Annotated in this window: 22 protein-coding genes; 9 read left to right on the plus strand and 13 right to left on the minus strand. The window is 68.1% G+C overall.

The genetic code is table 11. From position 1 onward, the window contains the following. Positions 1-107: 107 nt before the first annotated feature. From glp to A5707_RS09425, 4 genes are all read right to left on the minus strand, one after another. Positions 108-1,313: a gephyrin-like molybdotransferase Glp gene (gene glp, locus A5707_RS09410; RefSeq protein WP_065014228.1), complete on the minus strand. Its 1,206-nt coding sequence runs from the start codon at positions 1,311-1,313 to the stop codon at positions 108-110. After that, positions 1,313-2,236: an SDR family NAD(P)-dependent oxidoreductase gene (locus tag A5707_RS09415; RefSeq protein ID WP_065014229.1), complete on the minus strand. Its 924-nt coding sequence runs from the start codon at positions 2,234-2,236 to the stop codon at positions 1,313-1,315. Before A5707_RS09415 ends, glp begins: the two co-directional genes overlap by 1 nt. A gap of 108 nt (positions 2,237-2,344) precedes the next feature. After that, positions 2,345-2,761, minus strand: a complete 417-nt coding sequence (locus A5707_RS09420) for an MmpS family transport accessory protein (RefSeq protein WP_065014230.1) — start codon at positions 2,759-2,761, stop codon at positions 2,345-2,347. 51 nt (positions 2,762-2,812) lie between these two features. Beyond that, positions 2,813-4,465 carry a DEAD/DEAH box helicase gene (locus A5707_RS09425; protein WP_065014231.1) on the minus strand — a complete coding sequence of 551 codons (1,653 nt, stop codon included), beginning with the start codon at positions 4,463-4,465 and terminating at the stop codon, positions 2,813-2,815. An 84-nt stretch (positions 4,466-4,549) separates the two neighbouring features. On the opposite strand from A5707_RS09425, the gene A5707_RS09430 reads away from it, so the two are divergent. The 3 genes from A5707_RS09430 (at position 4,550) to A5707_RS09440 (ending at position 8,601) form a co-directional block, all read left to right on the plus strand. Further along, positions 4,550-5,242: a M24 family metallopeptidase gene (locus A5707_RS09430; protein WP_065014269.1), complete on the plus strand. Its 693-nt coding sequence runs from the start codon at positions 4,550-4,552 to the stop codon at positions 5,240-5,242. Between the two features lie 200 nt (positions 5,243-5,442). Continuing rightward, positions 5,443-7,068, plus strand: coding sequence for a chaperonin GroEL (gene groL, locus A5707_RS09435; RefSeq protein WP_065014232.1), 1,626 nt, complete (start codon positions 5,443-5,445; stop codon positions 7,066-7,068). Positions 7,069-7,218: 150 nt separating this feature from the next. Further along, entirely contained in the window at positions 7,219-8,601 is a 1,383-nt protein-coding gene (locus tag A5707_RS09440) for a bifunctional adenosylcobinamide kinase/adenosylcobinamide-phosphate guanylyltransferase (protein ID WP_065014233.1), read from the plus strand. Here the strand turns inward: A5707_RS09440 and A5707_RS09445 are convergent. Then, positions 8,571-8,945, minus strand: a complete 375-nt coding sequence (locus tag A5707_RS09445; RefSeq protein WP_065014234.1) for a hypothetical protein — start codon at positions 8,943-8,945, stop codon at positions 8,571-8,573. The genes A5707_RS09440 and A5707_RS09445 overlap by 31 nt on opposite strands. A 31-nt stretch (positions 8,946-8,976) precedes the next feature. Here A5707_RS09445 and A5707_RS09450 point away from each other — a divergent pair, with 31 nt between their 5' ends. Both A5707_RS09450 and A5707_RS09455 read left to right on the plus strand, forming a co-directional pair. Then, on the plus strand, positions 8,977-9,993 hold the full coding sequence (locus A5707_RS09450) for an aldo/keto reductase family protein (RefSeq protein WP_065014235.1): 1,017 nt from the start codon (positions 8,977-8,979) through the stop codon (positions 9,991-9,993). Positions 9,994-10,125: 132 nt separating this feature from the next. After that, positions 10,126-10,998, plus strand: a complete 873-nt coding sequence (locus tag A5707_RS09455) for a hypothetical protein (protein WP_065014270.1) — start codon at positions 10,126-10,128, stop codon at positions 10,996-10,998. A 74-nt stretch (positions 10,999-11,072) separates the two neighbouring features. On the opposite strand, the gene A5707_RS09460 is transcribed toward A5707_RS09455, so the two are convergent. After that, a complete protein-coding gene (locus A5707_RS09460) occupies positions 11,073-12,806 on the minus strand; it encodes an N-acyl-D-amino-acid deacylase family protein (RefSeq protein ID WP_065014236.1) in 1,734 nt (577 codons plus the stop codon). Positions 12,807-12,853: 47 nt separating this feature from the next. Here A5707_RS09460 and A5707_RS09465 point away from each other — a divergent pair, with 47 nt between their 5' ends. From A5707_RS09465 to A5707_RS09480, 4 genes are all read left to right on the plus strand, one after another. After that, positions 12,854-13,222: a VOC family protein gene (locus A5707_RS09465; RefSeq protein ID WP_065014237.1), complete on the plus strand. Its 369-nt coding sequence runs from the start codon at positions 12,854-12,856 to the stop codon at positions 13,220-13,222. 10 nt (positions 13,223-13,232) lie between these two features. Then, positions 13,233-13,757 (plus strand): mycothiol transferase, encoded by a 525-nt coding sequence (locus A5707_RS09470; RefSeq protein ID WP_065014238.1) that lies wholly within the window; start codon positions 13,233-13,235, stop codon positions 13,755-13,757. A gap of 61 nt (positions 13,758-13,818) precedes the next feature. Continuing rightward, positions 13,819-15,354: an aldehyde dehydrogenase family protein gene (locus tag A5707_RS09475; protein ID WP_065014271.1), complete on the plus strand. Its 1,536-nt coding sequence runs from the start codon at positions 13,819-13,821 to the stop codon at positions 15,352-15,354. After that, on the plus strand, positions 15,354-16,199 hold the full coding sequence (locus A5707_RS09480; protein ID WP_065014239.1) for a hypothetical protein: 846 nt from the start codon (positions 15,354-15,356) through the stop codon (positions 16,197-16,199). The genes A5707_RS09475 and A5707_RS09480 overlap by 1 nt, the downstream gene beginning before the upstream one ends. Here A5707_RS09480 and A5707_RS09485 read toward each other — a convergent pair. The 7 genes from A5707_RS09485 to A5707_RS09515 all read right to left on the minus strand — a co-directional run bounded on the left by A5707_RS09485 (position 16,196) and on the right by A5707_RS09515 (position 22,175). Continuing rightward, complete coding sequence (locus A5707_RS09485; protein WP_197495295.1) at positions 16,196-16,687, minus strand: LpqN/LpqT family lipoprotein; 492 nt, start codon at positions 16,685-16,687, stop codon at positions 16,196-16,198. The two genes, A5707_RS09480 and A5707_RS09485, sit on opposite strands and share 4 nt — an antisense overlap. Before the next feature lie 169 nt (positions 16,688-16,856). Further along, positions 16,857-17,543: an anti-sigma factor gene (locus A5707_RS09490; RefSeq protein ID WP_065014241.1), complete on the minus strand. Its 687-nt coding sequence runs from the start codon at positions 17,541-17,543 to the stop codon at positions 16,857-16,859. Further along, on the minus strand, positions 17,540-18,103 hold the full coding sequence (locus tag A5707_RS09495; protein WP_065014272.1) for a sigma-70 family RNA polymerase sigma factor: 564 nt from the start codon (positions 18,101-18,103) through the stop codon (positions 17,540-17,542). Before A5707_RS09495 ends, A5707_RS09490 begins: the two co-directional genes overlap by 4 nt. A gap of 46 nt (positions 18,104-18,149) precedes the next feature. Next, on the minus strand, positions 18,150-18,929 hold the full coding sequence (locus A5707_RS09500) for a DUF1295 domain-containing protein (RefSeq protein WP_065014242.1): 780 nt from the start codon (positions 18,927-18,929) through the stop codon (positions 18,150-18,152). Further along, positions 18,926-20,194, minus strand: coding sequence for a class I SAM-dependent methyltransferase (locus tag A5707_RS09505; RefSeq protein WP_065014243.1), 1,269 nt, complete (start codon positions 20,192-20,194; stop codon positions 18,926-18,928). Before A5707_RS09505 ends, A5707_RS09500 begins: the two co-directional genes overlap by 4 nt. Beyond that, entirely contained in the window at positions 20,191-20,889 is a 699-nt protein-coding gene (locus A5707_RS09510; protein ID WP_065014244.1) for a DUF1365 domain-containing protein, read from the minus strand. The genes A5707_RS09505 and A5707_RS09510 overlap by 4 nt, the downstream gene beginning before the upstream one ends. After that, positions 20,883-22,175 (minus strand): NAD(P)/FAD-dependent oxidoreductase, encoded by a 1,293-nt coding sequence (locus A5707_RS09515; protein WP_065014245.1) that lies wholly within the window; start codon positions 22,173-22,175, stop codon positions 20,883-20,885. Before A5707_RS09515 ends, A5707_RS09510 begins: the two co-directional genes overlap by 7 nt. Positions 22,176-22,224 lie beyond the last annotated feature (49 nt).

The following is a 22,224-nucleotide window of genomic DNA, read 5'->3' on the forward strand; positions in this document are numbered from 1 at the left end:
CCGGTCATCTTACGGAGCGGCGCGGGTAGCCGGTGCGCCGAGCGTGGGCTTATGTCACGCGAAATCGCAATTGGCGTGCATCAAGCCCACATTCGGCAGACATGCACTCAGCGCAGATCCCAGATCCGCAGCTCGGATCCGGCCGCGATCTGCTCGACGTCCTCGGAAATGTCGAGCAGGCAGTTCGCCGACGCGAACCACCGCAGATGGTGTGACGCCGGTGGACCCCAGCTGGTGACGGTGCCGGCGCCGGGATCGAAGACTCCGCGCCGGAACTGGCGCTTACCGCGCGGCGAGGTCAGCGCTTCGGTGAGCACCGCTGACCGTCGCGGCCGGTGCGCGTCGGGCAGGCCCATCGCGGCGCGCAGCGCCGGGCGGATGAACACCTCGAAAGACACCAGCGCGCTGACCGGGTTGCCCGGCAGCGTGATGATGGGCGTGCCCGCGACCCGGCCGGTGCCCTGCGGCATGCCGGGCTGCATGGCGACCTTGACGAAGTCCACGCCCTGATCGCCGTCGCGGCCGAACGCGTCCTTGACCACCTCGTAGGCGCCCGCGCTGACGCCGCCGCTGGTGATGATCAGATCCGCCTCGGCGGCGTAGCGGTCGAGCACCGCAGCGAACTGCGCGACGTCGTCGCTGACGGCCGGTGTGGCGACCACGTCGGCGCCGGCGTCGCGGACCGCCGCGGCCAGCATGATCGAGTTGGACTCGTAGATCTGGCCGGGCTGCAGCGGGGAGCCCGGCGACACCAATTCCGATCCGGTCGAGATCACCAGCACCCGCTGCCGCGGTATCACCGGCAGCTCATGCAGGCCCAGTGCGGCAGCCAACCCCACCGCCGCCGGGGTGACCACCTGCCCGGCCCGTAACACGGTGGTGCCCGCGGCAACGTCTTCGCCGGCGCGACGGATGTGGCGCCCCTCGTCGGCAGCCTCGCGGATGGTCACGACGTCGGTCCGCCCGTCGGTGGCCTCGACCGGCACCACCGCTGTGGCCCCGGGCGGCATCGGCGCCCCGGTCATGATCCGGTGCGCGGTGCCGGCCTCGAGGGTGGGAATGTCGGTGCGCCCGGCCGGAATGTCTTCGGCCACCGGCAGTGTCACCGGGCTCTCGGCTGTCGCGCCGACGATGTCGGCAGCCCGCACCGCGTAGCCGTCCATCGCGGAGTTGTCGAAAACCGGCAGCGACACGGTCGCCGCCACGTTGTCGGCCAGTACCAGGTGCTCGGCTTCGGCGAGGCCGGTAGTGGCGGCCGGACGCGCTGCGATCAGCTCGTCGACGACACGCTGGTGTTCCTCGACCGAACGCATCAGACCGGGAACGTCACGTTGGTGAGTTCCTCGGAGACCGCCCACAGCCGGCGCTGCAGTTCTTCGTCGTGGGACTGCGCGCTGGACGACACCAACTTCGGGTGACCGCGCTGCTCGCCCAGACCATCGGGGCCGTAGTACTGCCCGCCCTCGACGTCGGGATCGGTGGCCGCGCGCAGTGTCGGCAACGCGCCCATCGCCGCGCTCTGGAAGACCAGCGGACCCAGCACCGAGGCGACCGGTTTCAGGATGGTCGGGATGTTGCGCGCCAATTCGGTGTTGGAGCCGCCGGGGTGTGCGGCCACCGCGATGGTGTTCTTCTGCTGCGCGGCGAGCCGCCGCTGCAGCTCGTAGGTGAACAGCAGATTGGCCAATTTCGACTGGCCGTACGCGCCGATCCGGTCGTAGCGGCGCTCCCACTGCAGGTCGTCGAAGTGGATGGCCGCACGGATGCGGTGGCCCATGCTGCTGACGGTCACCACCCGCGAACCGCGGACTGGCAGCAGGTGGTCGAGCAGCAGCCCGGTCAGCGCGAAGTGGCCGAGATGGTTGGTGCCGAACTGCATTTCGAAGCCGTCGGCGGTGACCTGCTTGGGTGTCCACATCACGCCGGCGTTGTTGATCAGCAGGTCGATGCGCGGGTAGGCCCTGCGCAGCGCATCGGCGGCGGTGCGGACCGAATCCAGCGAGCTCAGGTCGAGTTCCTGCAGGGTGACGTCGGCCTGCGGATAGGCGGCGACGATGCGCGCCAGCGCGGCGTTGCCCTTCTCCAGGTTGCGCACCGCCAGTACGACGTGCGCGCCGCTTTGCGCCAGCGCCGCGGCGGTGTGGTAGCCCAGGCCGGTGTTAGCACCGGTGACGATCGCGGTGCGCCCGCTTTGGTCCGGCACGTCGGCTTGTGACCATTTGCCTCCTGCGCTCATGGCGCCAAACGATACCCACGGATGATCGCTTGTGCCCGACGGCGGCTCGATGGGGTAGACAACGGCACGCCGTACCCGGACGTGGGGGGCATGGTCGACTCCGCCGGATCAGCCCGAGGTACCGCGATACCCCGAGCCCATGTTGACCATGTTGCACCAGGCGCCCGTGCCGGCGCTCTTGGGTGCGTTGTTGGTCTTCGAGACGACCGTCCGCCCACCAACGGAAACTCGGCATGTCACCGACCCTGGGTCGCCGCCGGGGTGAACGCCGCTGAAACTCAGCGACGGCGCGCTTCCGTTGTAGTCGTACGCTGTCGACCACGGCAAACTCACAACAGCGGTTTCGGGCTCGTCGTCCGCGCCGAAATACGACACCTGCACACCCTCGGCAAATGTGCCCGTCAACTCGAAGGTGATCGGAGTCGACGCCAACGCCGTTGCCGGCGCTGTCAGCAGCAGCCCGCCGCCAAGCCCGACGACAGCAACCACCCTGCCCACGCGCCCGGCGGCAAATTCCATACTCATGCGTAAATTGCAGCACCGTTCGCAGCTCACGTCAGGCGATCGGCATATCCGCTACAGCTTGCGGGCCGCCTCGATGCGGTTTTTGAGCTGATCGGTGGTGGCCGCCGCAACTGGCGGTCCGCCGCAGATGCGTCGCAGTTCGTTGTGAATCCAGCCGTGTGGCTTGCCCGTTCGGTGATGCGCCGCCGACACCAATGCGTTGAGCTCGCGGCGCAGATCGCGCAGCTGACCGTGCCGGATGACCGGCTCGGCGTCACTGCCGCGCCGCTCGAGCTGTTCGGCTTGGCGGCGCCGCAACAGGTCTCGCATCTGACCGGCATCCAACAGACCCGGGATGCCGAGGTAGTCGTCCTCGTCGCCGCCGGTGCCGAACGACGCGCCGTCGAAGATGACCTGGTCCAGCTCGGCGTCGGCGCCCAGCGAGGTGAACCCGTTCTCGAGCTCCGACGGCTCACTTTGGCGGCGCTGCGCGGCCACCAGTTCGTCGGATTCCCGGTGCGGCTTACCCAGCACATGGTTGCGTTGCGCCTCCAGCTCGCTGGCCAGCAGCAGCAGCGAGGGCACCGACGGCAGGAACACACTCGCCGTTTCCCCGGGCCGCCGCGACCGGACGAACCGGCCGATCGCCTGGGCGAAAAACAGCGGCGTCGAGGCGCTGGTGGCATAGACACCCACGGCCAGCCGCGGGACGTCGACGCCCTCTGACACCATCCGCACCGCGACCAGCCAGCGGCTGGTGTCCGCGGCGAACCGCGCGATGCTTTCCGACGCACCCGGGTCGTCGGAAAGCACGACGGTCGGTGTCTCGCCGGTGATCCTGGTCAGCAGGCCGGCGTAGGCGCGCGCGGCTTTTTGGTCCGAGGCGATCACCATGCCGCCGGCGTCGGGCATGCCGCCGGCGCGCAGCTGCCGCAACCTGGTGTCGGCCGCAGCGATAACCGCCGGCATCCATTCGCCGGCCGGGTCCAGCGCGGTGCGCCAGGCCCGGGTGGTGTGCTCGACACTCAGCGGCTCGCCGAGCCGCGCGGCGTACTCCTCGCCGGCGCTGTCTCGCCAGCGGGCCTCGCCGGAGTAGGCCAGAAACACCACCGGGCGCACCACGCCGTCGGCCAGCGCCTCGGTGTAGCCGTAGGTGTGGTCGGCCTGTGAGCGCAGCAAGCCGTCGCGGTCGGGCGCATAGTGTACGAACGGGATGGCGGCGTCGTCGCTGCGAAACGGTGTGCCGGTCAGTGACAGCCGGCGGGTGGCGTCGCCGTAGGCCTCCTGGATGGCGTCGCCCCAGCTTTTGGCGTCGCCGCCGTGATGGATCTCGTCGAAGATGACCAGGGTTCGCCGGCTCTCGGTGCGCACCCGGTGCCGTGTTGGGTGGCTGGCCACCTGGGCGTAGGTGACGACGACGCCGTCGTATTCGGCCGAGGTGTGCGCGGCGCTATTGCGGAACTTGGGGTCCAGCGCGATGCCGTCGGCGGCCGCCGCCAGTGCCCATTGCACCTTGAGGTGTTCGGTGGGCACCACCACGGTGATCGCCTCGATGCTGCGATCTGCCAACAGCTCTGCGGCGATGCGCAGAGCAAACGCGGTCTTTCCCGCGCCCGGGGTGGCGACCAGCAGGAAATCCCGCGGCTTGCCGGTCAGATAGCGCACCAAGGCTCGCCGCTGCCAGCCCCGCAATGCTCGGGTGCTGGGCGCATCGGTTGCCCGCACCCGAGGACTCCTATCTGTCGAGATGCACTGTAGCGCAATGGCATCGGAGCGTGCATAGGCCGTAGTATCGTGGCGGTGGACAAGCTGGTCGCCGAGGAAAGCGTTCGGGTGGCGCGTCTTCTCGACGCGCAAGACAAGGCCGCGCGGCTATTCGACGAGATCGAACGGCGGGGCATGCTGCGCGCCGGCGTCAGCGAGCGGGAGTTGTCCGACGAGATCCGCGACCTGGCCGCCGACATGTTCGCGATGACGCAGCACTGGCACAAGCGGGTGGTGCGGGCCGGCGAGAACACCGTGCACCCGTTTGCCGAGAACCCGCCGGATCGGGTGATCGCCGCCGACGACATCGTGTTCTGCGACTTCGGCCCGATCTTTGAGCAGTGGGAGGCCGACTTCGGGCGCACCTTCGTGCTGGGCGACGACCCGGACAAGCTCGCCCTGCGCGACGCGCTGCCCCGGGTGTGGCGGGCCGGGCGTGCCTACTTCGACGAGCATCCGGAGATCACCGGCGCCGAACTGTTCGACCACGTCGTCGGGCAGGCCCGGGCCGAAGGCTACGAGTGGGGCAGCCCCATTGCGGGACACTTGGTGGGCCAATTCCCGCACAAAAAGCTCGGCGGGAACGGCGCGCAGTGGTACCTCAAACCGGGATCCCGCCGGCCGATGCGCCGCCGCGACAGCTCGGGACTGACCTGCCACTGGATCCTCGAGGTCCATCTCGTCAACCCGGTGCGCGGTTTCGGCGGGTTTTACGAAGAGCTGCTCGACCTGCCCTGAACCGGGCGCGGAGCCCGGCGTATGTGACCTTGCACTCTCCATGGGCGAGTGCTAAGAATGTGTTGGCACTCGCGACCGGCGAGTGCTAGGTCGGGACGGTGAGGCACGGGCCGCGCCAGCGGAAACACACCCGAGCCGTCCGTCGCGGGCACTGCACCCGGCCCGGACGTGTCATCCCCAATCGGAGGAATCACTTCGCAATGGCCAAGACAATTGCGTACGACGAAGAGGCCCGTCGCGGCCTCGAGCGGGGCCTGAACAGCCTCGCCGACGCGGTAAAGGTGACGTTGGGCCCCAAGGGCCGCAACGTCGTCCTGGAGAAGAAGTGGGGCGCTCCCACGATCACCAACGATGGGGTTTCCATCGCCAAGGAGATCGAGCTGGAAGACCCCTACGAGAAGATCGGCGCCGAGCTGGTCAAAGAGGTCGCCAAGAAGACCGACGACGTCGCCGGTGACGGCACCACCACGGCCACCGTGCTGGCCCAGGCGCTCGTCAAAGAGGGTCTGCGCAACGTCGCGGCCGGCGCCAACCCGCTGGGCCTGAAGCGCGGCATCGAGAAGGCCGTCGAGAAGGTCACCGAGACGCTGCTCAAGGGCGCCAAGGAGGTCGAGACCAAGGAGCAGATCGCTGCCACCGCGGCTATCTCGGCCGGTGACCAGTCGATCGGCGACCTGATCGCCGAGGCGATGGACAAGGTCGGCAACGAGGGTGTCATCACCGTCGAGGAGTCCAACACCTTCGGCCTGCAGCTCGAGCTCACCGAGGGTATGCGGTTCGACAAGGGCTACATCTCCGGCTACTTCGTGACCGACGCCGAGCGTCAGGAAGCGGTGCTCGAGGAGCCCTACATCCTGCTGGTCAGCTCCAAGGTGTCCACGGTCAAGGACCTGCTGCCGCTGCTGGAGAAGGTCATCCAGTCGGGCAAGCCGTTGCTGATCATCGCCGAGGACGTCGAGGGCGAGGCACTGTCCACCCTGGTCGTCAACAAGATCCGCGGCACCTTCAAGTCGGTGGCCGTCAAGGCTCCCGGCTTCGGTGACCGCCGCAAGGCGATGCTGCAGGACATGGCGATCCTGACCGGCGGCCAGGTCATCAGCGAAGAGGTCGGCCTCTCGCTGGAGACCGCCGACGTGTCGCTGCTGGGTAAGGCCCGCAAGGTCGTGGTGACCAAGGACGAGACCACCATCGTCGAGGGCGCCGGTGACTCCGACGCCATCGCCGGGCGGGTGGCCCAGATCCGCGCCGAGATCGAGAACAGCGACTCCGACTACGACCGCGAGAAGCTGCAGGAGCGGCTGGCCAAGCTGGCCGGCGGCGTTGCGGTGATCAAGGCGGGAGCCGCCACCGAGGTGGAGCTCAAGGAGCGCAAGCACCGCATCGAGGACGCGGTGCGCAACGCCAAGGCCGCCGTCGAGGAGGGCATCGTCGCCGGTGGTGGCGTGACCCTGCTGCAGACGGCCCCGGCGCTGGACGAGCTGAAGCTGTCCGGTGACGAGGCCACCGGCGCCAACATCGTCAAGGTGGCGCTGGAGGCTCCGCTGAAGCAGATCGCCTTCAACTCCGGGCTGGAGCCCGGCGTGGTCGCCGAGAAGGTCCGCAACTCGCCCGCCGGGACCGGTTTGAACGCCGCCACCGGTGAGTACGAGGACCTGCTCAAGGCCGGCGTCGCCGACCCGGTCAAGGTGACGCGTTCGGCGCTGCAGAACGCGGCGTCCATCGCCGGTCTGTTCCTGACCACTGAGGCCGTTGTCGCCGACAAGCCGGAGAAGGCCGCCGCTCCCGCCGGCGACCCGACCGGTGGCATGGGCGGCATGGACTTCTAGAAGTCTGGTTGCACGAAAAAGCCCGGTCTGCTTCGGCAGGCCGGGCTTTTTCGTGCGCATTTTTCGTCTGCACCGCCGTTGACTCTGCGTGCACCAGACAAAAGTGCGGGTGGGCCGTCTGGTAGGCGCAGAGTCAACGACAATAACGGCGTGGAGATTCTGTTGCTGGGCACCGGCAGCGGCGACGGCTGGCCCAGCCCGTTCTGCCGCTGTGCCTCCTGTCGGTGGGCGATGGCCGCCGGCGAGATCCGCGGCCAGACCGCCGGGCTGCTCGACAACACTGTGCTGCTGGACTGCGGTCCCGAGGCACCGCGGGCCGCGGTGCGATGCGGCCGCTCGCTGGCCGATGTCCGCCACATCCTGTTCACGCACGGCCACAGCGACCACGTCGGCCCTGCGGCGCTGCTGATGCGGCACTGGGCCGGCCGGACCGAGCCGCTGGAGGTGCTCGGTCCGCCGAGCGCGCTGAAGCAGTGCCAGGATTGGGTCGCTCCCGACGACCCCGTCCGGTTCGTCGCGGTCCACCCCGGCGACGACATCACGCTGGACCGCTACCGGGTGCGGGTGCTGGAGGCAGCTCACGATTCCGAGCTCGGCGCCGATGCCGTGCTCTACGACATCGCACGCGGCGACGACCGCATCCTGTGGGCCACCGACACCGGCCCGCTGCCGGACAGCGTGCACGCCGCGATCGCGGGCGCGGGCTTCGACGCGGTGTTCCTCGAGGAGACGTTCGGGACGTTCACCGACCACGGCACCGAGCACCACGACCTGCCGACATTTGCCCGCACGCTCGCGCAGCTGCGCCAATCCGGTGCCGTCGTCGACAGCACCGACGTCGTCGCGATCCACCTGAGCCATCACAACCCGCCCGGTGCCGAACTGGCGCGCGTGCTGGGCCAGTGGGGCGCACGCGCGGGCCGCGACGGCGACGTGGTGCGCATGGGTGCAGCCCGCCCCGATCCGCTGCTGCCGGCCCGCACCCTGGTGCTCGGCGGGGTGCGGTCGGGCAAGTCGGCCTACGCCGAGACGCTGCTGGCCGCCGAGCCCGAAGTGATCTACCTGGCTACCGGCGGCACCCGGGACGGCGACGAGGAGTGGGCCGAACGGGTGAAGTTGCACCAGGCGCGCCGGCCGGCATCCTGGCGAACCATCGAAACCGCCGATGCGGCAGCGCAATTGCGCGTTGCCGGAGCGCCGGTGCTGCTGGACTGCCTGGGCACCTGGCTGACCGCCCGGATCGACGTCCATCAGGCGTGGGACGGGGTCGGGCTGGACGCCGTGCACGCCGACATCGACGAACTGGTGGCGGCGTGGCGGGACTGCCCGCTGCCGGTGGTGGGAGTGAGCAACGAGGTGGGCAGCGGGGTCGTCCCGGCGACCGCGTCCGGGCGGTTGTTTCGTGATCTGCTCGGGACGGTGAACGCGCGCATCGGTGCGCAGAGCGACAGCGTCGTCTTCATGGTCGCGGGGATGCCGCTGCTGCTGCGCGGCGCGGACGGTCAGACCTCGGTGAGGTTCACGCAGTCGTAGGCGGGGCTGCAGGTGCTCGGTGGGGAGTCTGAGGTGGCGGGCCGGTGCAGCACGGCGCGGGTGGGCCTGACGGTCAACGGGTCGATGGTCTCGGCGTGGCCGTCGACGATCAGCGAGTAGCCACCCGGTGTCTGCGGCGGCCACAGCACGGTGACGTCGCGGTGGGCTTCGGTGTTGGCGCGGGTGTGTCGACCGACCGTCCCGATCCGCAGCACACCGTCATTGAGCACCGGTGTGACGGCCGCGGTGTGGGCGCGGTAATCGTCGTCGACGCTGATCACGTAGGCGAACCCGTAGTCACGCAGCGTGTCGGCGAGCCGGTCGAGATCCACCTTCTTGCTCATGGTTCGAGCTTACTTCGGCAGGATGGGGCGTATGGAATTCCGCTACCTCGGCAACTCGGGTCTGCAGATCTCGGAGATCACCTACGGCAACTGGCTCACTCATGGCTCACAGGTCGAAAACGACGTCGCCACCGCCTGTGTGCACGCCGCGCTGGACTGTGGCATCACCACGTTCGACACCGCCGACGTGTACGCCAACGGCCGCGCCGAGGAGGTGCTCGGCGCGGCGCTGAAGGGTCAACGGCGTGAGTCGCTGGAGATTTTCACCAAGGTGTACTGGCCCACCGGCCCAGATCCCCTGGGCAAGAACGACACCGGCCTGTCGCGCAAACACATGATGGAGAGCATCGACGGGTCGCTGCGCCGACTGCAGACCGACTACGTCGACCTGTACCAGGCCCACCGCTACGACTCCTTCACCCCGCTGGAGGAGACCATGCAGGCCTTCGCCGACATCGTGCGCGCCGGCAAGGCCCTCTACATCGGGGTCAGCGAATGGTCCGCCGCGCAGATCCGGGCCGCCCACGCGCTGGCCCGCCAACTCGGGGTGTCGCTGATCTCCAGTCAGCCGCAGTACTCGATGCTGTGGCGGATCATCGAGCCCGAGGTCATTCCGGCCTGCCGGGAACTCGGGCTCAGCCAGATCGTCTGGTCGCCGATGGCCCAGGGCGTGCTGTCCGGCAAGTATCTTCCCGGTCAGCCGCCGCCGGCCGGGTCACGTGCCACCGACGACAAGGGCGGCGCGAATTTCATCAAGCGGTTCATGACCGACGACGTGCTCGAGCGGGTGCAGCAGTTGCGGCCGATCGCCGAAGAGTTGGAGCTGACGACCGCGCAACTGGCCGTCGCATGGGTGCTGCAGAACGACAACGTCGCCGCGGCGCTGGTCGGCGCATCGCGGCCGGAGCAGGTCACCGAGAACGTCAAGGCCGCCGGGGTGCAGATTCCCGACGAGCTGCTGGCCCGCATCGATCAGGTGCTCGGCGACGTGGTCACCCGCGACGCGGAGCTGGTTGCCCGCTCGACTCCGGCGCAGCGCATCGTCTGAGCTGTCGGCTGCTGGCCGGCTGTGCGGTTTCATACGCGACGCGCCGCGTCCTGCGTATCTGATCGCACACTCGGCACCGGCGCTGTGGATGGCCGCAAGCCGCGCGGCTGGCGATGGCGGATCCTGGCGGCGATGGAGACAGTTGTTTGGCCGTTTCGGGGAGCCGAGGCGTTGGCTGCCGGAGCGTTGACCTTCCGCGAGTTGCGCCGCTTCCATGCTGCGGTGTACCCGGGCGTGTGGGTGCCGCGAGGAGCCGAGCTGTCGGCGCGTCAGCGTTCTCGCGCGGCCTGGCTATGGTCGGGCCGTAAAGCCGTGATCGCCGGCCTCTCGGCCGCTGAACTCCTGGGCACCAAATGGATCGACGTCGAGACGCCCGCGGAGCTCGTCCACAGTAACCGGCGGCCGCCGCCGCTGATCTGTGTCCACACCGACACACTGCTGCCCGGTGAAACGCAAACGGTCTGCGGATTGCCCGCAACCACACCTGCTCGCACCGCTTTTGACATCGGCAGGCGGCTCGGACTCAAGGAGGGCGTGCAGCGTCTCGACGCGCTGATGAACGCCACTGATGTCAAGGCAACCGATGTACAGGCCGTGATCGCCAGACATCCAGGCGTTCGGGGTCTACGGCAGCTGGAAAAGACGCTGCAACTCGTCGACGGCGGCGCTGAGTCGCCCTACGAGTCGCTGACTCGTCTGCTGTTGGTCCAAGCTGGCTTTCCTCTGCCGCAGACCCAAATCCCGGTCTACGACGAGACCGGTTGTGCCATTGCTCGCATCGATATGGGCTGGCCGGAATGGCTCGTCGGCGTCGACTTCGACGGCGCCCACCACTGGACCGATCCCAGGCAGCGGACCTGGGACGTCGAACGTTACGCCAGGGTGTTCGAGCTGGGCTGGACCGACATCAGGCTGACCAGCGGGATGCTGCACAACACCCCGAGTGTGTTCCTCGGCCGGGTCGGTGCCGCCCTGATCGCCCGTGGCTGCCCGAAGACGTGGTGAGTGTGCGAATTTATCCGCGATCAGCGGCGAGTCGCGTATGAAACCGCACAGTCAGTGGGAGAGGAGCCGCGCAGTCAGCGGGAGGCGGCGGGCGACGCTTGGCGGCCGCGGACCAGCCGACCCGGGCGGGCGTCGGTCGGCACACCGTCCCGCGCGATCACCTCACCGGCGACGATCGTGGCCACATATCCGTCGGCGGTCTGGTCGAGCCGACGCCCGCCGGCGGGCAGGTCGTAGGTGACCACCGGCTTGCGCAGCCGCAGGCCAGCGTGGTCGATGACGTTGAGGTCGGCCTTGTAGCCCACGGCGATGCGGCCGCGGTCGCCCAGCCCGGCGACACGGGCCGGCACCGACGTCAGCTCGCGAACGGCTTCGGCCACCGACAGCCGCCCCGACGCCCGGTCACGCACCCAATGGGTTAGCAGATACGTGGAATAGCTTGCGTCGCAAATCATTCCGTAGTGGGCGCCGCCGTCGCCGAGGCCCAGGACGACGTCGTCGCGGCGGATCAGTTCACCGATGGTGGTCAGCGAATTGGCCTGGAAGTTGGCCATCGCGCCGAGCAGGATCGCGTGGCCGTTGTCGTCGAGCAGCCGGTCGTAGGCCTCCTCGGCCGGGTCCACACCACGCGCCCGGGCTCGGGCCGCGATGCTGTTCGACGCGTCGGGCTCGTAGTCGGGCTCGTCGCCCAGCGGGAAGATCCAATCCCAGGCCTGCGCCAAATAGAACAACGGATTCAGCGCGGCCTCGGTCGGTTTGTCGGCCAGAATGCGGACCCGCACCTCCGGCCGGCGCATCTGCGCGACCCGCTCAGCTAGCGGCAACTCCGCGATCTCGCGATAGCTGGGATAGAGCATGAACGGGTTGACGGTCAGATCCAGGCCGATCATCAGCCCGATCGGCCGGGGCAGAACCTGCGCGGTGATATCGGCGCCGGCGCCGTTGGCCTTCTCCACCATCGTGATCGCGTCTTCCCACAGCGGATCACCGGAGTTGCCGACCACCAGCGTGAACGTCACCGGCAGGCCGGTGTCCCCGGCGGCGTCGAACACCTGCTGCAGCACTGGCTGATACCCGCCGGCCGGGATGTCCGGCACAAACTGGATCAGGCCGCCGCCGCCGTCGGCGATGCCGCGGGCGATCTCGAGGATTTCGTTCTGCCCGGCGTCGTAGCTGGGAATCTGTTGTCCGCCTTCGGTGCGGTGCGTCGCCAGCCGCGACGACGCGAACCCCAACGCGCCGAGCTCGACGGCTTCCTTGGCCAGCGCCCGCATCGTGGCCAGATCCTCGGCGGTGGCCGGTTCGCGGTCGGCGCCGCGCCGGCCCATCACGTAGACCCGTAACGGCGAGTGCGGCAGATAGGCCGCCACGTCGATATCGCGCCGGCCGGAGTCCAGGGCATCCATGAATTCGCCGAAGGTCTCCCACGTCCACGGCAGCCCGTCGGTCATCACGACACCGGGAATGTCCTCGACGCCGGCCATCACGTCGACCAGCACGTCGTGGTCTTCGGCGCGGCATGGCGCAAACCCCACCCCGCAGTTGCCCACGACCACCGTGGTCACACCGTGCGCCGACGACGGGTTGAGCCGGTCCGACCAGATCGCCTGACCGTCGTAGTGGGTGTGCAAATCGACGAACCCCGGCGTGACCAGCAGCCCGGTCGCGTCGATCTCCCGCTCGCCGGAACCGTCGAGGACGCCGACCGCCGCGATCACGCCGTCGCGCACCCCGACGTCGCCGACGTAGGGCTCACCTCCCAGCCCGTCGACGATGGTGCCGTGGCGGATGACGAGGTCGTAGGTCATCTAAATAATCTACGACCCTGTCGGTGGCCCATGCCAGGCTCTCTTCCATGATCGATCACTTCGGCATCAACTGCGCCGACTACGCCAAAGCTCAGCAGTTCTACGACCGGGTACTCGGCATCCTCGGCTACAGCCGGCAGATGGATTTCGGTGAAGCCATCGGCTACGGCCGCGACGGTCATCCGGCGTTTTGGATCGCCGAGGGCGCCGGGATGGGACCTAACCGCGAGATCCACGTTGCCTTCCAAGCCGCAGACACCGACGCGGTCACCGCGTTTTACGAGGCCGCGCTGGCCCTCGGCGCCGAGTCGTTGCATGCGCCGCGGCTATGGCCGGAGTATCACCCCGGTTACTTCGGTGCGTTCGTGCGTGACCCCGACGGCAACAACGTCGAGACGGTGTTCCACGGGGCGTAGCGTCGGCAGCATGGCCGAATCCGATGCCGCCGCCCAGGAATTGCTTCGCGACGCGTTCACCCGGTTGATCGAGCACGTCGACCAGATCACCGATGGGTTGACCGAAGAACAGTCCAGTTACCGGCAGAGCCCGAACGCCAACAGCATCGCGTGGATGGTCTGGCACAGCGCCCGGGTGCAGGACGCGCAGCTTGCCGACATCGCCGGCGTGGAGCAGGTCTGGACCCGCGACGGCTGGGTGGATCGGTTCGGACTGGATTTACCGCGCGACGACACGGGCTACGGGCACAGCCCGGAGGATGTGGCGAAAGTGCAGGCATCGCGCGACCTGTTGGCCGGCTACTACCACGCCGTGCACAAGCTGACGCTGGAGTACGTCGTCAGCGTCACCAGCGACGAGTTGGCCCGCGTCGTGGACACGAACTGGGATCCGCCGGTGACGGCGAGCATGCGACTGGTCAGCATCATCGACGATTGCGCCCAGCATCTAGGCCAGGCCGCCTACGTGCTCGGTGTCGCGCATCGGCGAACGTGATCGCCCGGGGCGAACTTGACACCTGTCGACCCACGTCAGAGCCCCGGCTAGCATGGCCGGTATGACCGCCACCACATCGCCAGCACCCACCCCTGAGTTCACCGGCACCGGCAGCGTCCGCAACCCCGCGACCGGCGCCGTGGCCGGTGAAGTGCAGTGGACCGATCCGGCCGACGTACCGGCGATCGCCGCGGAGCTGCGCGCCGCCCAACGCGAATGGGAGCAGCGCGGCGCCAAGGGGCGCGCCAAGGCGCTGGCCCGCTACGCGGTATGGCTGGGCGAGCACCGCGACGAGATCGAAGAGCTGTTGATCAAGGAAACCGGCAAGTCGGCGGTCGACGCGGCCCAAGAGGTGCCGCTGCTGATCATGATCCTGTCGTACGTCATCAAGATGATGGACAAGGCGCTCGCCCCCGAAACCCGGCCTGCGGCGCTGCCGTTCCTGGCGATCAAGAAAATCACGCTGCACTACCGGCCGCGTCCGGTGGTGGGGATCATCGCGCCGTGGAACTACCCGGTGGCCAATGCGCTGATGGACGGTATCGGCGCGCTGGCGGCGGGATGCGCGGTGCTGCTCAAGCCGTCCGAGCGCACCCCGCTGACCGCAGAGGTGCTGCGCCGTGGCTGGCGGGAGTCCGGTGCGCCCGACGTGTTTGCGCTGGCGCAGGGCGCCCGGGCGGTGTCCGAGGCCGTCATCGACAACGTCGATTACCTGCAGTTCACCGGTTCCAGCGCCACCGGCCGCAAGGTCATGGAGCGCGCGGCGCGCCGGTTGACACCGGTCAGCCTGGAATTGGGTGGCAAAGACCCGATGATCGTGTTGGAGGACGCCGACATCGACCTGGCCGCCCACGCCGCGGTGTGGGGCGCGATGTTCAACGCAGGCCAGACCTGTGTGTCGGTCGAGCGGGTCTACGTCCTCGAGGCGGTCTACGACAAGTTCGTCGACGCGGTGGTCCGCGACGTGAAGGCGCTGCAGGTGGGCGCCGGCGATGGGTTCACCTACGGTGCCCTGATCGACGAGGGGCAGCGGGCGGTCACCGAGCGCCACGTCGCCGAGGCCGTGGCTGCCGGCGCGCGTGCGCTGACCGGCGGGCAGCGCCCCGACGGTCCGGGCAGCTTCTATCCGCCCACGGTGCTGGTCGACGTCGACCACTCGATGAGCTGTATGACCGAGGAAACCTTCGGTCCCACGCTGCCGATCATGAAGGTGGGCACCGTCGAAGAAGCGATCCGGTTGGCCAACGACAGTGAATACGGGCTGAGCGCCTCGGTGTTCTCCAAAGATGCAGCACGCGCCAAAGAGATTGCACTGCAACTTGATTGCGGCGCAGTCAATATCAACGACGTGATCAGCAATCTGATGTGCACCACCGCTCCGATGGGCGGCTGGAAGGCGTCGGGCATCGGGGCGCGGTTTGGCGGTGCGGAGGGGTTGCGCAAGTACTGCCGGGTCGAAACGGTGGTCGCACCGCGCACCAACGTCGGCGCGGGCGGCAACTACTACCACAATTCGCTGAAGGCGCTGACCCGGATGAACCGGATGATGACCAAGATGGCGCTGGCAAGGCCGCGCCGCGCCGCGAAGCGGGGCTAGTGCGGTTCGCAGTCACGGCGCTGCTGTGGCTGCTGACCACGCTGGCGCTGGCGGTGGCGGTGCCGACGGCGTGGGCGCAGCACAACATCGTCAGCGCCGACGGGTATGCGGAGCTGGCCCGGGAGGCGGCGGGTGATCCGGCGTTGCAGGCCGCGGCGGCATCGCAACTGAGCGCCAGCGCAACGAAGCTGATCAGGGAGCACGGCTACCGCGTTGACCCGTCGCGGGTGCACGGTGTTGCCAGCGCCTACACCGCGGGCCCGTCGTTCCCTTCGGACTTCGCGCAGGCCAACCGGGCCGTGCACGCGTGGCTGTTCACTCGCCCCGCGGTCGGGTCCGACCCGTGGGTCATCGATCTGGCGCCGATGCTCGAAGACAGCGCTCTACAGCAGACGCTGTCCGACTACCACGTGCAGACGCCGTCGACGCTGACCGTCCCGGTGACGGTATCACCGCCAAAGACGTTGCAGCCGGGCAAACTACGTCCACTGGCGCGCTGGGGACCGTGGGTAAGCCTTGGCGCGGCGGTGCTCGCCGGGGTCTGCGCGGTGTTGACGTTGGTCGCCGCCCGCGGCCGTGGCCGGGCGCTGGCCAGCGTTGGTGTGTCGGCACTGTTGGTCGGCGCGGCCGGTTGGGCGGCCGTTGAGGTCGCCCGCCGCCGGATCGACGCTGCGCTCAACCACACCGCCGGCGACATGCGCCGCCTCGCCGAGGCCATGGTCGGGCACGCCGAAGCCAGCCTGCACGACTGGCTCAACCTGACATTGGCGGCAGGCGCCGCGCTGGCGGTGTGCGGCGTTGTCGTTGCGATGCTGGGCAGTTTGGGCAAACCGCGCGAGCACTAGCTCGTGCCCGGCGGCAGCATCTGAAAGCCGGTCAAAATCGTGTTTGCATCGCGCGTGAACGCCGGGTTGTCCGGATCAGCGGAGCCGACGGTGAGGGTGGTGGCGTAGGTTTTGCCACCGAAGACGCCCACTACGGCCAGCATGGTGGAGCGACGCGCCGGTATCTCGCCCATCGGCGGCGCGGTGTAGGTCACGCTTTCGGCGCGATACCCGCACCGTGTGGTCGGGGTCGTGACCAGATCAGTAGCCCCCAGTCCGGCGGTCAAGCCCCTCCGCTCGCCGTCAAGTACCTCCTGAGGGTCCGCGGAGCCGTCGGCGGTTTCCAGCGTGACCACGGCGTTGGGGGCGAATTTCTTGGCGATCAGGTCCCGGTTCACGATGGCGTACCGGACGATCTGCGAGTCGAACAGCGTCGTGCGTTCCCACCCCTGCGGTTGCGGTATCCGTAACTGCGGCTCGCCGGGAGAATGGGATTCGATTGACGTCATTGGCGCCGAAACACCTTCACACGGCCCGGTTTTGGCGCTTTCCGCGCCCGGCGACTTGACCGCCGAGCCGGAAACCAAAGTCGTACAGCCGACCAGCGTCGACAGCGCCGCTGTTGCCAGCGCCGCACGCGTTAGCCGTGTCCACCGCATATCCAACACTGACGCCTTCCTAGCTCAACGGCAACTTGGCAAAGATCTTCCCCGTCGGCTGGGGCGATCCGGTTCCCGGTTCGACGGTGAAGGCCAGCGCACTCGAATTCCCGAGGTCAGTCAACACCGCGGTGGTGGACGGCGTGACGGTTGCGGTGTTCATCGTTCCCGCCGAGACCGGGCCCTTATCGCCGATCAGCCACATCTGATACACGGTGCCCGGCGACGGCGGCGGCACGTTGTTCATCACCAACACGCCGGCGTTGCGGTCGCGGGAGAACACCACCGTCGCCGTCCCATTCTCGGCGAGCGGGCCCGACACTGTCCGCACGTCCGGTGCCGCCAGGATCTGCTCGGCGACCGTCGGGGAAGCAGGCGGTCGCAGCGCCACTCCCACCCCGAACGCCCCGAGGCCCACCACGATCGCCGCAGCAGCAGCCAAAGCAGCTGTGCGCCAACGAAAATAGCGGGGATTGACCGCCGCGAGCACCGCGGCCCGCAGCTGGTCCGGCGGCTCTGCGGCGGTCGTGGCCGACACCACGGCCATCGTCTCGCGCACTGCGCGCACCTCGTCGCGGAAGGCCTGCGCGACCGCTGCCGGTGCGGCGGCCAGCCGGCGGTCGATGTCAATCCGTTCCTCGTCGGAAATGGCGTGCAACGCATACGGCGTGGCCAGCTCGAGCAAGTCGAAGGTCGGTTCGGTCATGGCACACCCAGGCAATCACGCAGGCTGCGCAGCGCGTCGCGCATTCGGGACTTGATCGTCGAGAGGTTGGCCGACAACCGCCGGGACACCTCGAGGTAGGTCAGCCCGTCGTAATAGGCCATCTGAATGCACTGCCGCTGTGCGTCGGTCAGGCCGTCGAGGCACTCGCTCACTCGGCGGCGCTCGTCACTGGCGATCGCCGAATCGGCGACGACGTCGTTGGGCGGGTCGAGGTTCGCCGCGCCGTAACGTGACTCGCGCTGGCCGGCGGCCTGCTCGGAGCGCACCCGGTCAACGGCGCGCCGGTGCGCCATCGTCAACAGCCACGACAGCGCTGAGCCTTTGCCGGGGTCGTAACTGCCTGCGGTCCGCCACGCCTCGAGGTAGACCTCTTGGGTGGTCTCTTCGCTGTAGCCCGAATCGCGCAGTACGCGGACCACCAATCCGTACACCCGCGTTCTGGTGTGATCGTAAAAGGCGGCGAATGCGTCGGGGTCTCGACGGGCTACTCGGCGCAGTAATGCGTCGAGGTCGCTACTGAGCCGCGGCGGTCCGGTCATCGACCGGTAGCCTATCCTCTCCACCACGGCGGTCGGCATCTTCGGCCTATCCCGGCGGACGTGGGATGAAAAACGAAGTCCGTCGCTGGTATTCGTCGAAACCCGGGCGGCCGGCCATGTACTTCTCAGCCAGCCGGGCGCCGCTACCGTAGACCAGGAAATAGGTCATGAGCAGCGGGGAAAGCACGGTCGCCAATGACCACCAGCCGGTGATGGTGACCAGCCACAATCCCCACCACAGGCAGGCGTCGCCGAAGTAGTTGGGATGCCGCGTCCAGGCCCACAAGCCGCGGTCCATCACCTTTCCACGATGCGCGGGGTCGGCTTTGAACACATGGAGTTGGCGGTCTCCGACGGCTTCGAAGGCGACGCCGACCGTCCACAGCAGCACGCCGGCCACGGTGACAGGCAGCAACGGCCGGGGCGTGGGTCCGCTGACGGCCGACAGTTGTAAGGGCAATGCGACGAACCAGATGGCAAATCCTTGGAGTACGAAGACCTTACGCACGACTTGGCTCAGGGTGGCGCCGCGCAACAGGTCGGCGTAGCGGGGGTCCTCACCTTTGCCGGCCGACTTGCGGTGGATATGCCAGCTCAGCCGCGATCCCCACACCGCGACCAGTACCAGCACCAGCCACCTGCGTGGGGCGTCGCCGTCACCGAGAGCCGCCGCGACGACCGCGACAGCGATAAAGCCGATTCCCCAGGCGACGTCGACGACGTTGTAGCGGCCGATGCGTCGCCCGATCACCAAGGCGACCGCCTGGATCACCGCGATCGCCGCGATCGAAACACCGCAGACGACAGCAAACAACGTGAGGTTCATCGAGCATCTCCGCGCGCGAATGTCCACTGGTAGACGTTGAGGTACCCCGACCGGAATCCGGCCTCAGCGTAGGCTAGGTAGAACTCCCACATCCGGGCAAAGACCGCATCGAAGCCGATGTGTGACAAGGTAACTCGTCGCTGCATAAATCGTTCCCGCCACAGCCGCAACGTCTCGGCGTAATGCGGTCGCAGCGCCAGGTCATCGACGGTACGTAGATCGGTGTGACGAGCGGCGATTCGCCGTATCGCCTCGGCGGAGGGAATCAGCCCCCCGGGAAAGATGTACTTCTGAATCCAGGTATGTGTCCTGCGGGTCGCCAGCATCCGGTAGTGCGACATGGTGATCGCCTGTATGGCGGCCAGTCCGCTGGGGCTCAACAGCCGCTGCAGCGTTCGGAAGTAATCCGCCCAGGCGTGGTAGCCGATCGCTTCGATCATCTCCACCGACACCACCGCGTCATAGCGTCCATCGACATCGCGGTAGTCGCAGCGGTCGATCCGAACCCGGTCGGACGCACCAGCCAGGGCGACGCGTTTCTGCGCAAGTCGCTGCTGCTGCACCGACAAGGTCACCGAGCGAACCCGCGCGCCCCGCGCAGCCGCGCGGATGCATAACTCGCCCCAGCCGGTGCCGATCTCGAGCACGTGGCTGCCGGCCTGTACCCCGGCCGCATCGAGCAGCCGATCGATCTTGTGCCGCTGGGCGTCCGCCAGATCAGGCCACGATGCTGGTAGGCGGTCGAACAGGGCGCACGAGTAGGTCATGGTCTCGTCGAGGAATTCGCTGAACAGGTTGTTGGACAAATCGTAGTGGGCAGCGATGTTGCGCCGTGCTTGCTCGCGGGCGCTGTGCGGCGAACGAGGCTGGGCAGCAAGGGCAATCGGCCGTAGCCAGCGCAGCCCAGTCGGCACCAGCTCGTCCACCGACGCGGCGAAGACAGCCAGCACGTCGGTCAGGTTGTCGGTCTCCCACTCGCCGGCCATGTACGACTCGCCGAAACCGATCAGGCCGTGTCGTCCGATCCGCCGGGCCATCGCATCCGGTTGGTTGATCACCAGGGTTGGCGCCGTCGGGCCGCCGGCGTCGATCACCGCACCATCGGGGTAGACAAGTCTCAGCGGCAATCGTGTGGCCGCGCGGCGCAGCAACCGGTCGGCAATCACTGCCGATGCGGCGGCAAGAGGACCCGACGGCACGGTCGCCACGGCGGGCCACCGCGCGGAATCTATTGCGCCGGAGGCGGGTTGGTCGACGATACTCACCTCGGCACGACCGGTACTTTTCGCAACCACAACCTGATCCCTTGGATTCGGATGCGCAACGCGACCACCAGCGGAGCCAACGGCGATAGCAACTGCATCTGCGCGACGTGCCGCACGGTTGCCGGTTGCCGGGTTCCCCGCAACGTCGCGACGAACGCCGGTTCCCCGTCGCCGTGCAGCGTCACCACCACCTCTGCCCGCGTATCGGGGCGCGGGGCCAGCACCTGGTAGTGACCCGTCACCGGATTGAACGGCGACACATAAAACTTCTTGGCGACCTGCACCGGCGTATTCGCCGGGGGCAGCAGATAGGCGTGGCGCTTCCCGTAGGTGTTGTGCACTTCGGCGATCACATGACGCAGCGCGCCGTCGCGGTCATGACACCAGAAGACGCTGATCGGGTTGAACACGTAGCCCAGTACCCGTGCCTGCAGCAGCGCGGTCACCCGTCCGCCCGCCCGTGGCACGTGATGCTCGGTGAGGAAGGCGTCGACCCGCTCGCGCAGCGAGTCGCCAGGAGCGCCGGTGAAGTGGTCTTGAGCGTGGAACCGAGCGAACGGCCGCAGCCACCACGGCAGTGCCGGCAACTCGTCGATGTCGATATACCAGCTGTAGCTGCGGTATTCGAAAAAGTGACGCACCGGCGCCTGCCGGCTGTGGGTAATCGTCGTGCGGTAGATCGCCGGGGTCAGCACGCCGTCACCTGCTCGGTTCGTGCCGGCCGATCGGCGCCCAGCCGCCGAGCCGCCCGCAGCCCCGACGCCGCGCCGTCCTCGTGGAATCCCCACCCGTGGTAGGCGCCGGCGAACACCACCCGATCGTCATCGAGGGTAGGTAACAGTCGTTGCGCGGCAACAGATTCCGCGGTGTAGAGCGGATGGCTGTAGGTCATCTCGGCGATCACCGATCGCGGATCGACCCGGTCGTGGCCGCCGAGTGTGACCAGGAAACGGCGATCGGCGTCGATGCGCATTAACCTGCTGATGTCGTAGGTGACCACGACCGGGCTGCTGCCGGCGGTGATCAGGTAATTCCATGAGGCGCGGGCACGCCGATGCCGGGGGAGCACCGACTCGTCGGTGTGCAGTTGCGCGCGGTTGGTCGAATACGGAATCGACGCGAGGACGGCCCGCTCGTATGCCGATGGGTTGTCGAGCAGCAGCAGCGCCTGGTCGGGATGCACGGCGATGACCGCGGCGTCGAAAGTCCGCGGTGTCTGCGCGCCGGCCTGCACAAGCACCCCGTTGGGCAGCCGGCGCAGCGAGTGCACCGGAGTAGCGGTGCAGACCTCGTGCAGCCGAGACGCGATGGCCTGCACGTAGCGGTGCGAACCGCCGGTCACCGTGCGCCACGTCGGTGAGCCGAACACCGACAGCATGCCGTGGTGGCGCAAAAACACGAACAGGTAGCGGGCGGGGTAGCGCAGCGCGTCGTCGGCGCCGCAGGACCACACCGCCGCCACCAGCGGTGTGATGAAGTGCTCGACGAAGAACGCCGAGAAGCGGTGCCGGCGCAGGAAGTCGTCCAGCGTTTCCAGATCGTCGTCGTCGTCGCCGCTCAGTAGCCGCGTTGCGGCGCGGTGGAACCGAACGATCTCAGCGAGCATGAGCAGATAACGCGGTCGGGTGGCCTGCCGGCACGCGAACAGCCCGCTGACACCGAGGGCACCGGCGTATTCCAGGCCGGTGGCCTCGGCGCGCACCGACATCGACATCTCCGACTCCTGGGTCACCACACCGAGATCCGCGAACACCCGGCACAGCGTCGGGTAGGTGCGGTCGTTGTGCACCAGGAATGCGGAGTCGACGTTCACGATGGTGCCGTCGCCGCGGTCGACGTCATGGGTGTGCGCGTGGCCGCCCAGTCGGGTGTCCGCCTCATACAGCGTTACCCGGTCGCGTCCGGACAAGGCGTAGGCGGCGGTCAGACCGGCCACACCGCTGCCGATCACCGCCACCGAGCGCGCGGATGACTGCTGCACATCAGCTATTCGGAGAGGACCCGCAAAAGGTTGGCCGGGCCACCCATCC

Origin of the sequence: Mycobacterium kyorinense (assembly GCF_001672775.1) — a bacterium.
Taxonomy (GTDB): domain Bacteria; phylum Actinomycetota; class Actinomycetes; order Mycobacteriales; family Mycobacteriaceae; genus Mycobacterium; species Mycobacterium kyorinense_A.

Excerpts from the sequence above, each read along its gene's own strand:
- A5707_RS09455 (WP_065014270.1), top strand. The coding sequence starts at position 10,126 with ATGGAGACAGTTGTTTGGCCGTTTCGGGGAGCCGAGGCGTTGGCTGCC.
- A5707_RS09470 (WP_065014238.1), top strand. The coding sequence starts at position 13,233 with ATGGCCGAATCCGATGCCGCCGCCCAGGAATTGCTTCGCGACGCGTTC.
- A5707_RS09490 (WP_065014241.1), bottom strand. The coding sequence starts at position 17,543 with ATGACCGAACCGACCTTCGACTTGCTCGAGCTGGCCACGCCGTATGCG.
- A5707_RS09475 (WP_065014271.1), top strand. The coding sequence starts at position 13,819 with ATGACCGCCACCACATCGCCAGCACCCACCCCTGAGTTCACCGGCACC.
- A5707_RS09500 (WP_065014242.1), bottom strand. The coding sequence starts at position 18,929 with ATGAACCTCACGTTGTTTGCTGTCGTCTGCGGTGTTTCGATCGCGGCG.
- A5707_RS09415 (WP_065014229.1), bottom strand. The coding sequence starts at position 2,236 with ATGAGCGCAGGAGGCAAATGGTCACAAGCCGACGTGCCGGACCAAAGC.
- A5707_RS09485 (WP_197495295.1), bottom strand. The coding sequence starts at position 16,687 with ATGACGTCAATCGAATCCCATTCTCCCGGCGAGCCGCAGTTACGGATA.
- A5707_RS09450 (WP_065014235.1), top strand. The coding sequence starts at position 8,977 with ATGGAATTCCGCTACCTCGGCAACTCGGGTCTGCAGATCTCGGAGATC.
- A5707_RS09420 (WP_065014230.1), bottom strand. The coding sequence starts at position 2,761 with ATGAGTATGGAATTTGCCGCCGGGCGCGTGGGCAGGGTGGTTGCTGTC.
- groL (WP_065014232.1), top strand. The coding sequence starts at position 5,443 with ATGGCCAAGACAATTGCGTACGACGAAGAGGCCCGTCGCGGCCTCGAG.
- A5707_RS09460 (WP_065014236.1), bottom strand. The coding sequence starts at position 12,806 with ATGACCTACGACCTCGTCATCCGCCACGGCACCATCGTCGACGGGCTG.
- A5707_RS09445 (WP_065014234.1), bottom strand. The coding sequence starts at position 8,945 with ATGAGCAAGAAGGTGGATCTCGACCGGCTCGCCGACACGCTGCGTGAC.
- glp (WP_065014228.1), bottom strand. The coding sequence starts at position 1,313 with ATGCGTTCGGTCGAGGAACACCAGCGTGTCGTCGACGAGCTGATCGCA.
- A5707_RS09465 (WP_065014237.1), top strand. The coding sequence starts at position 12,854 with ATGATCGATCACTTCGGCATCAACTGCGCCGACTACGCCAAAGCTCAG.
- A5707_RS09495 (WP_065014272.1), bottom strand. The coding sequence starts at position 18,103 with ATGACCGGACCGCCGCGGCTCAGTAGCGACCTCGACGCATTACTGCGC.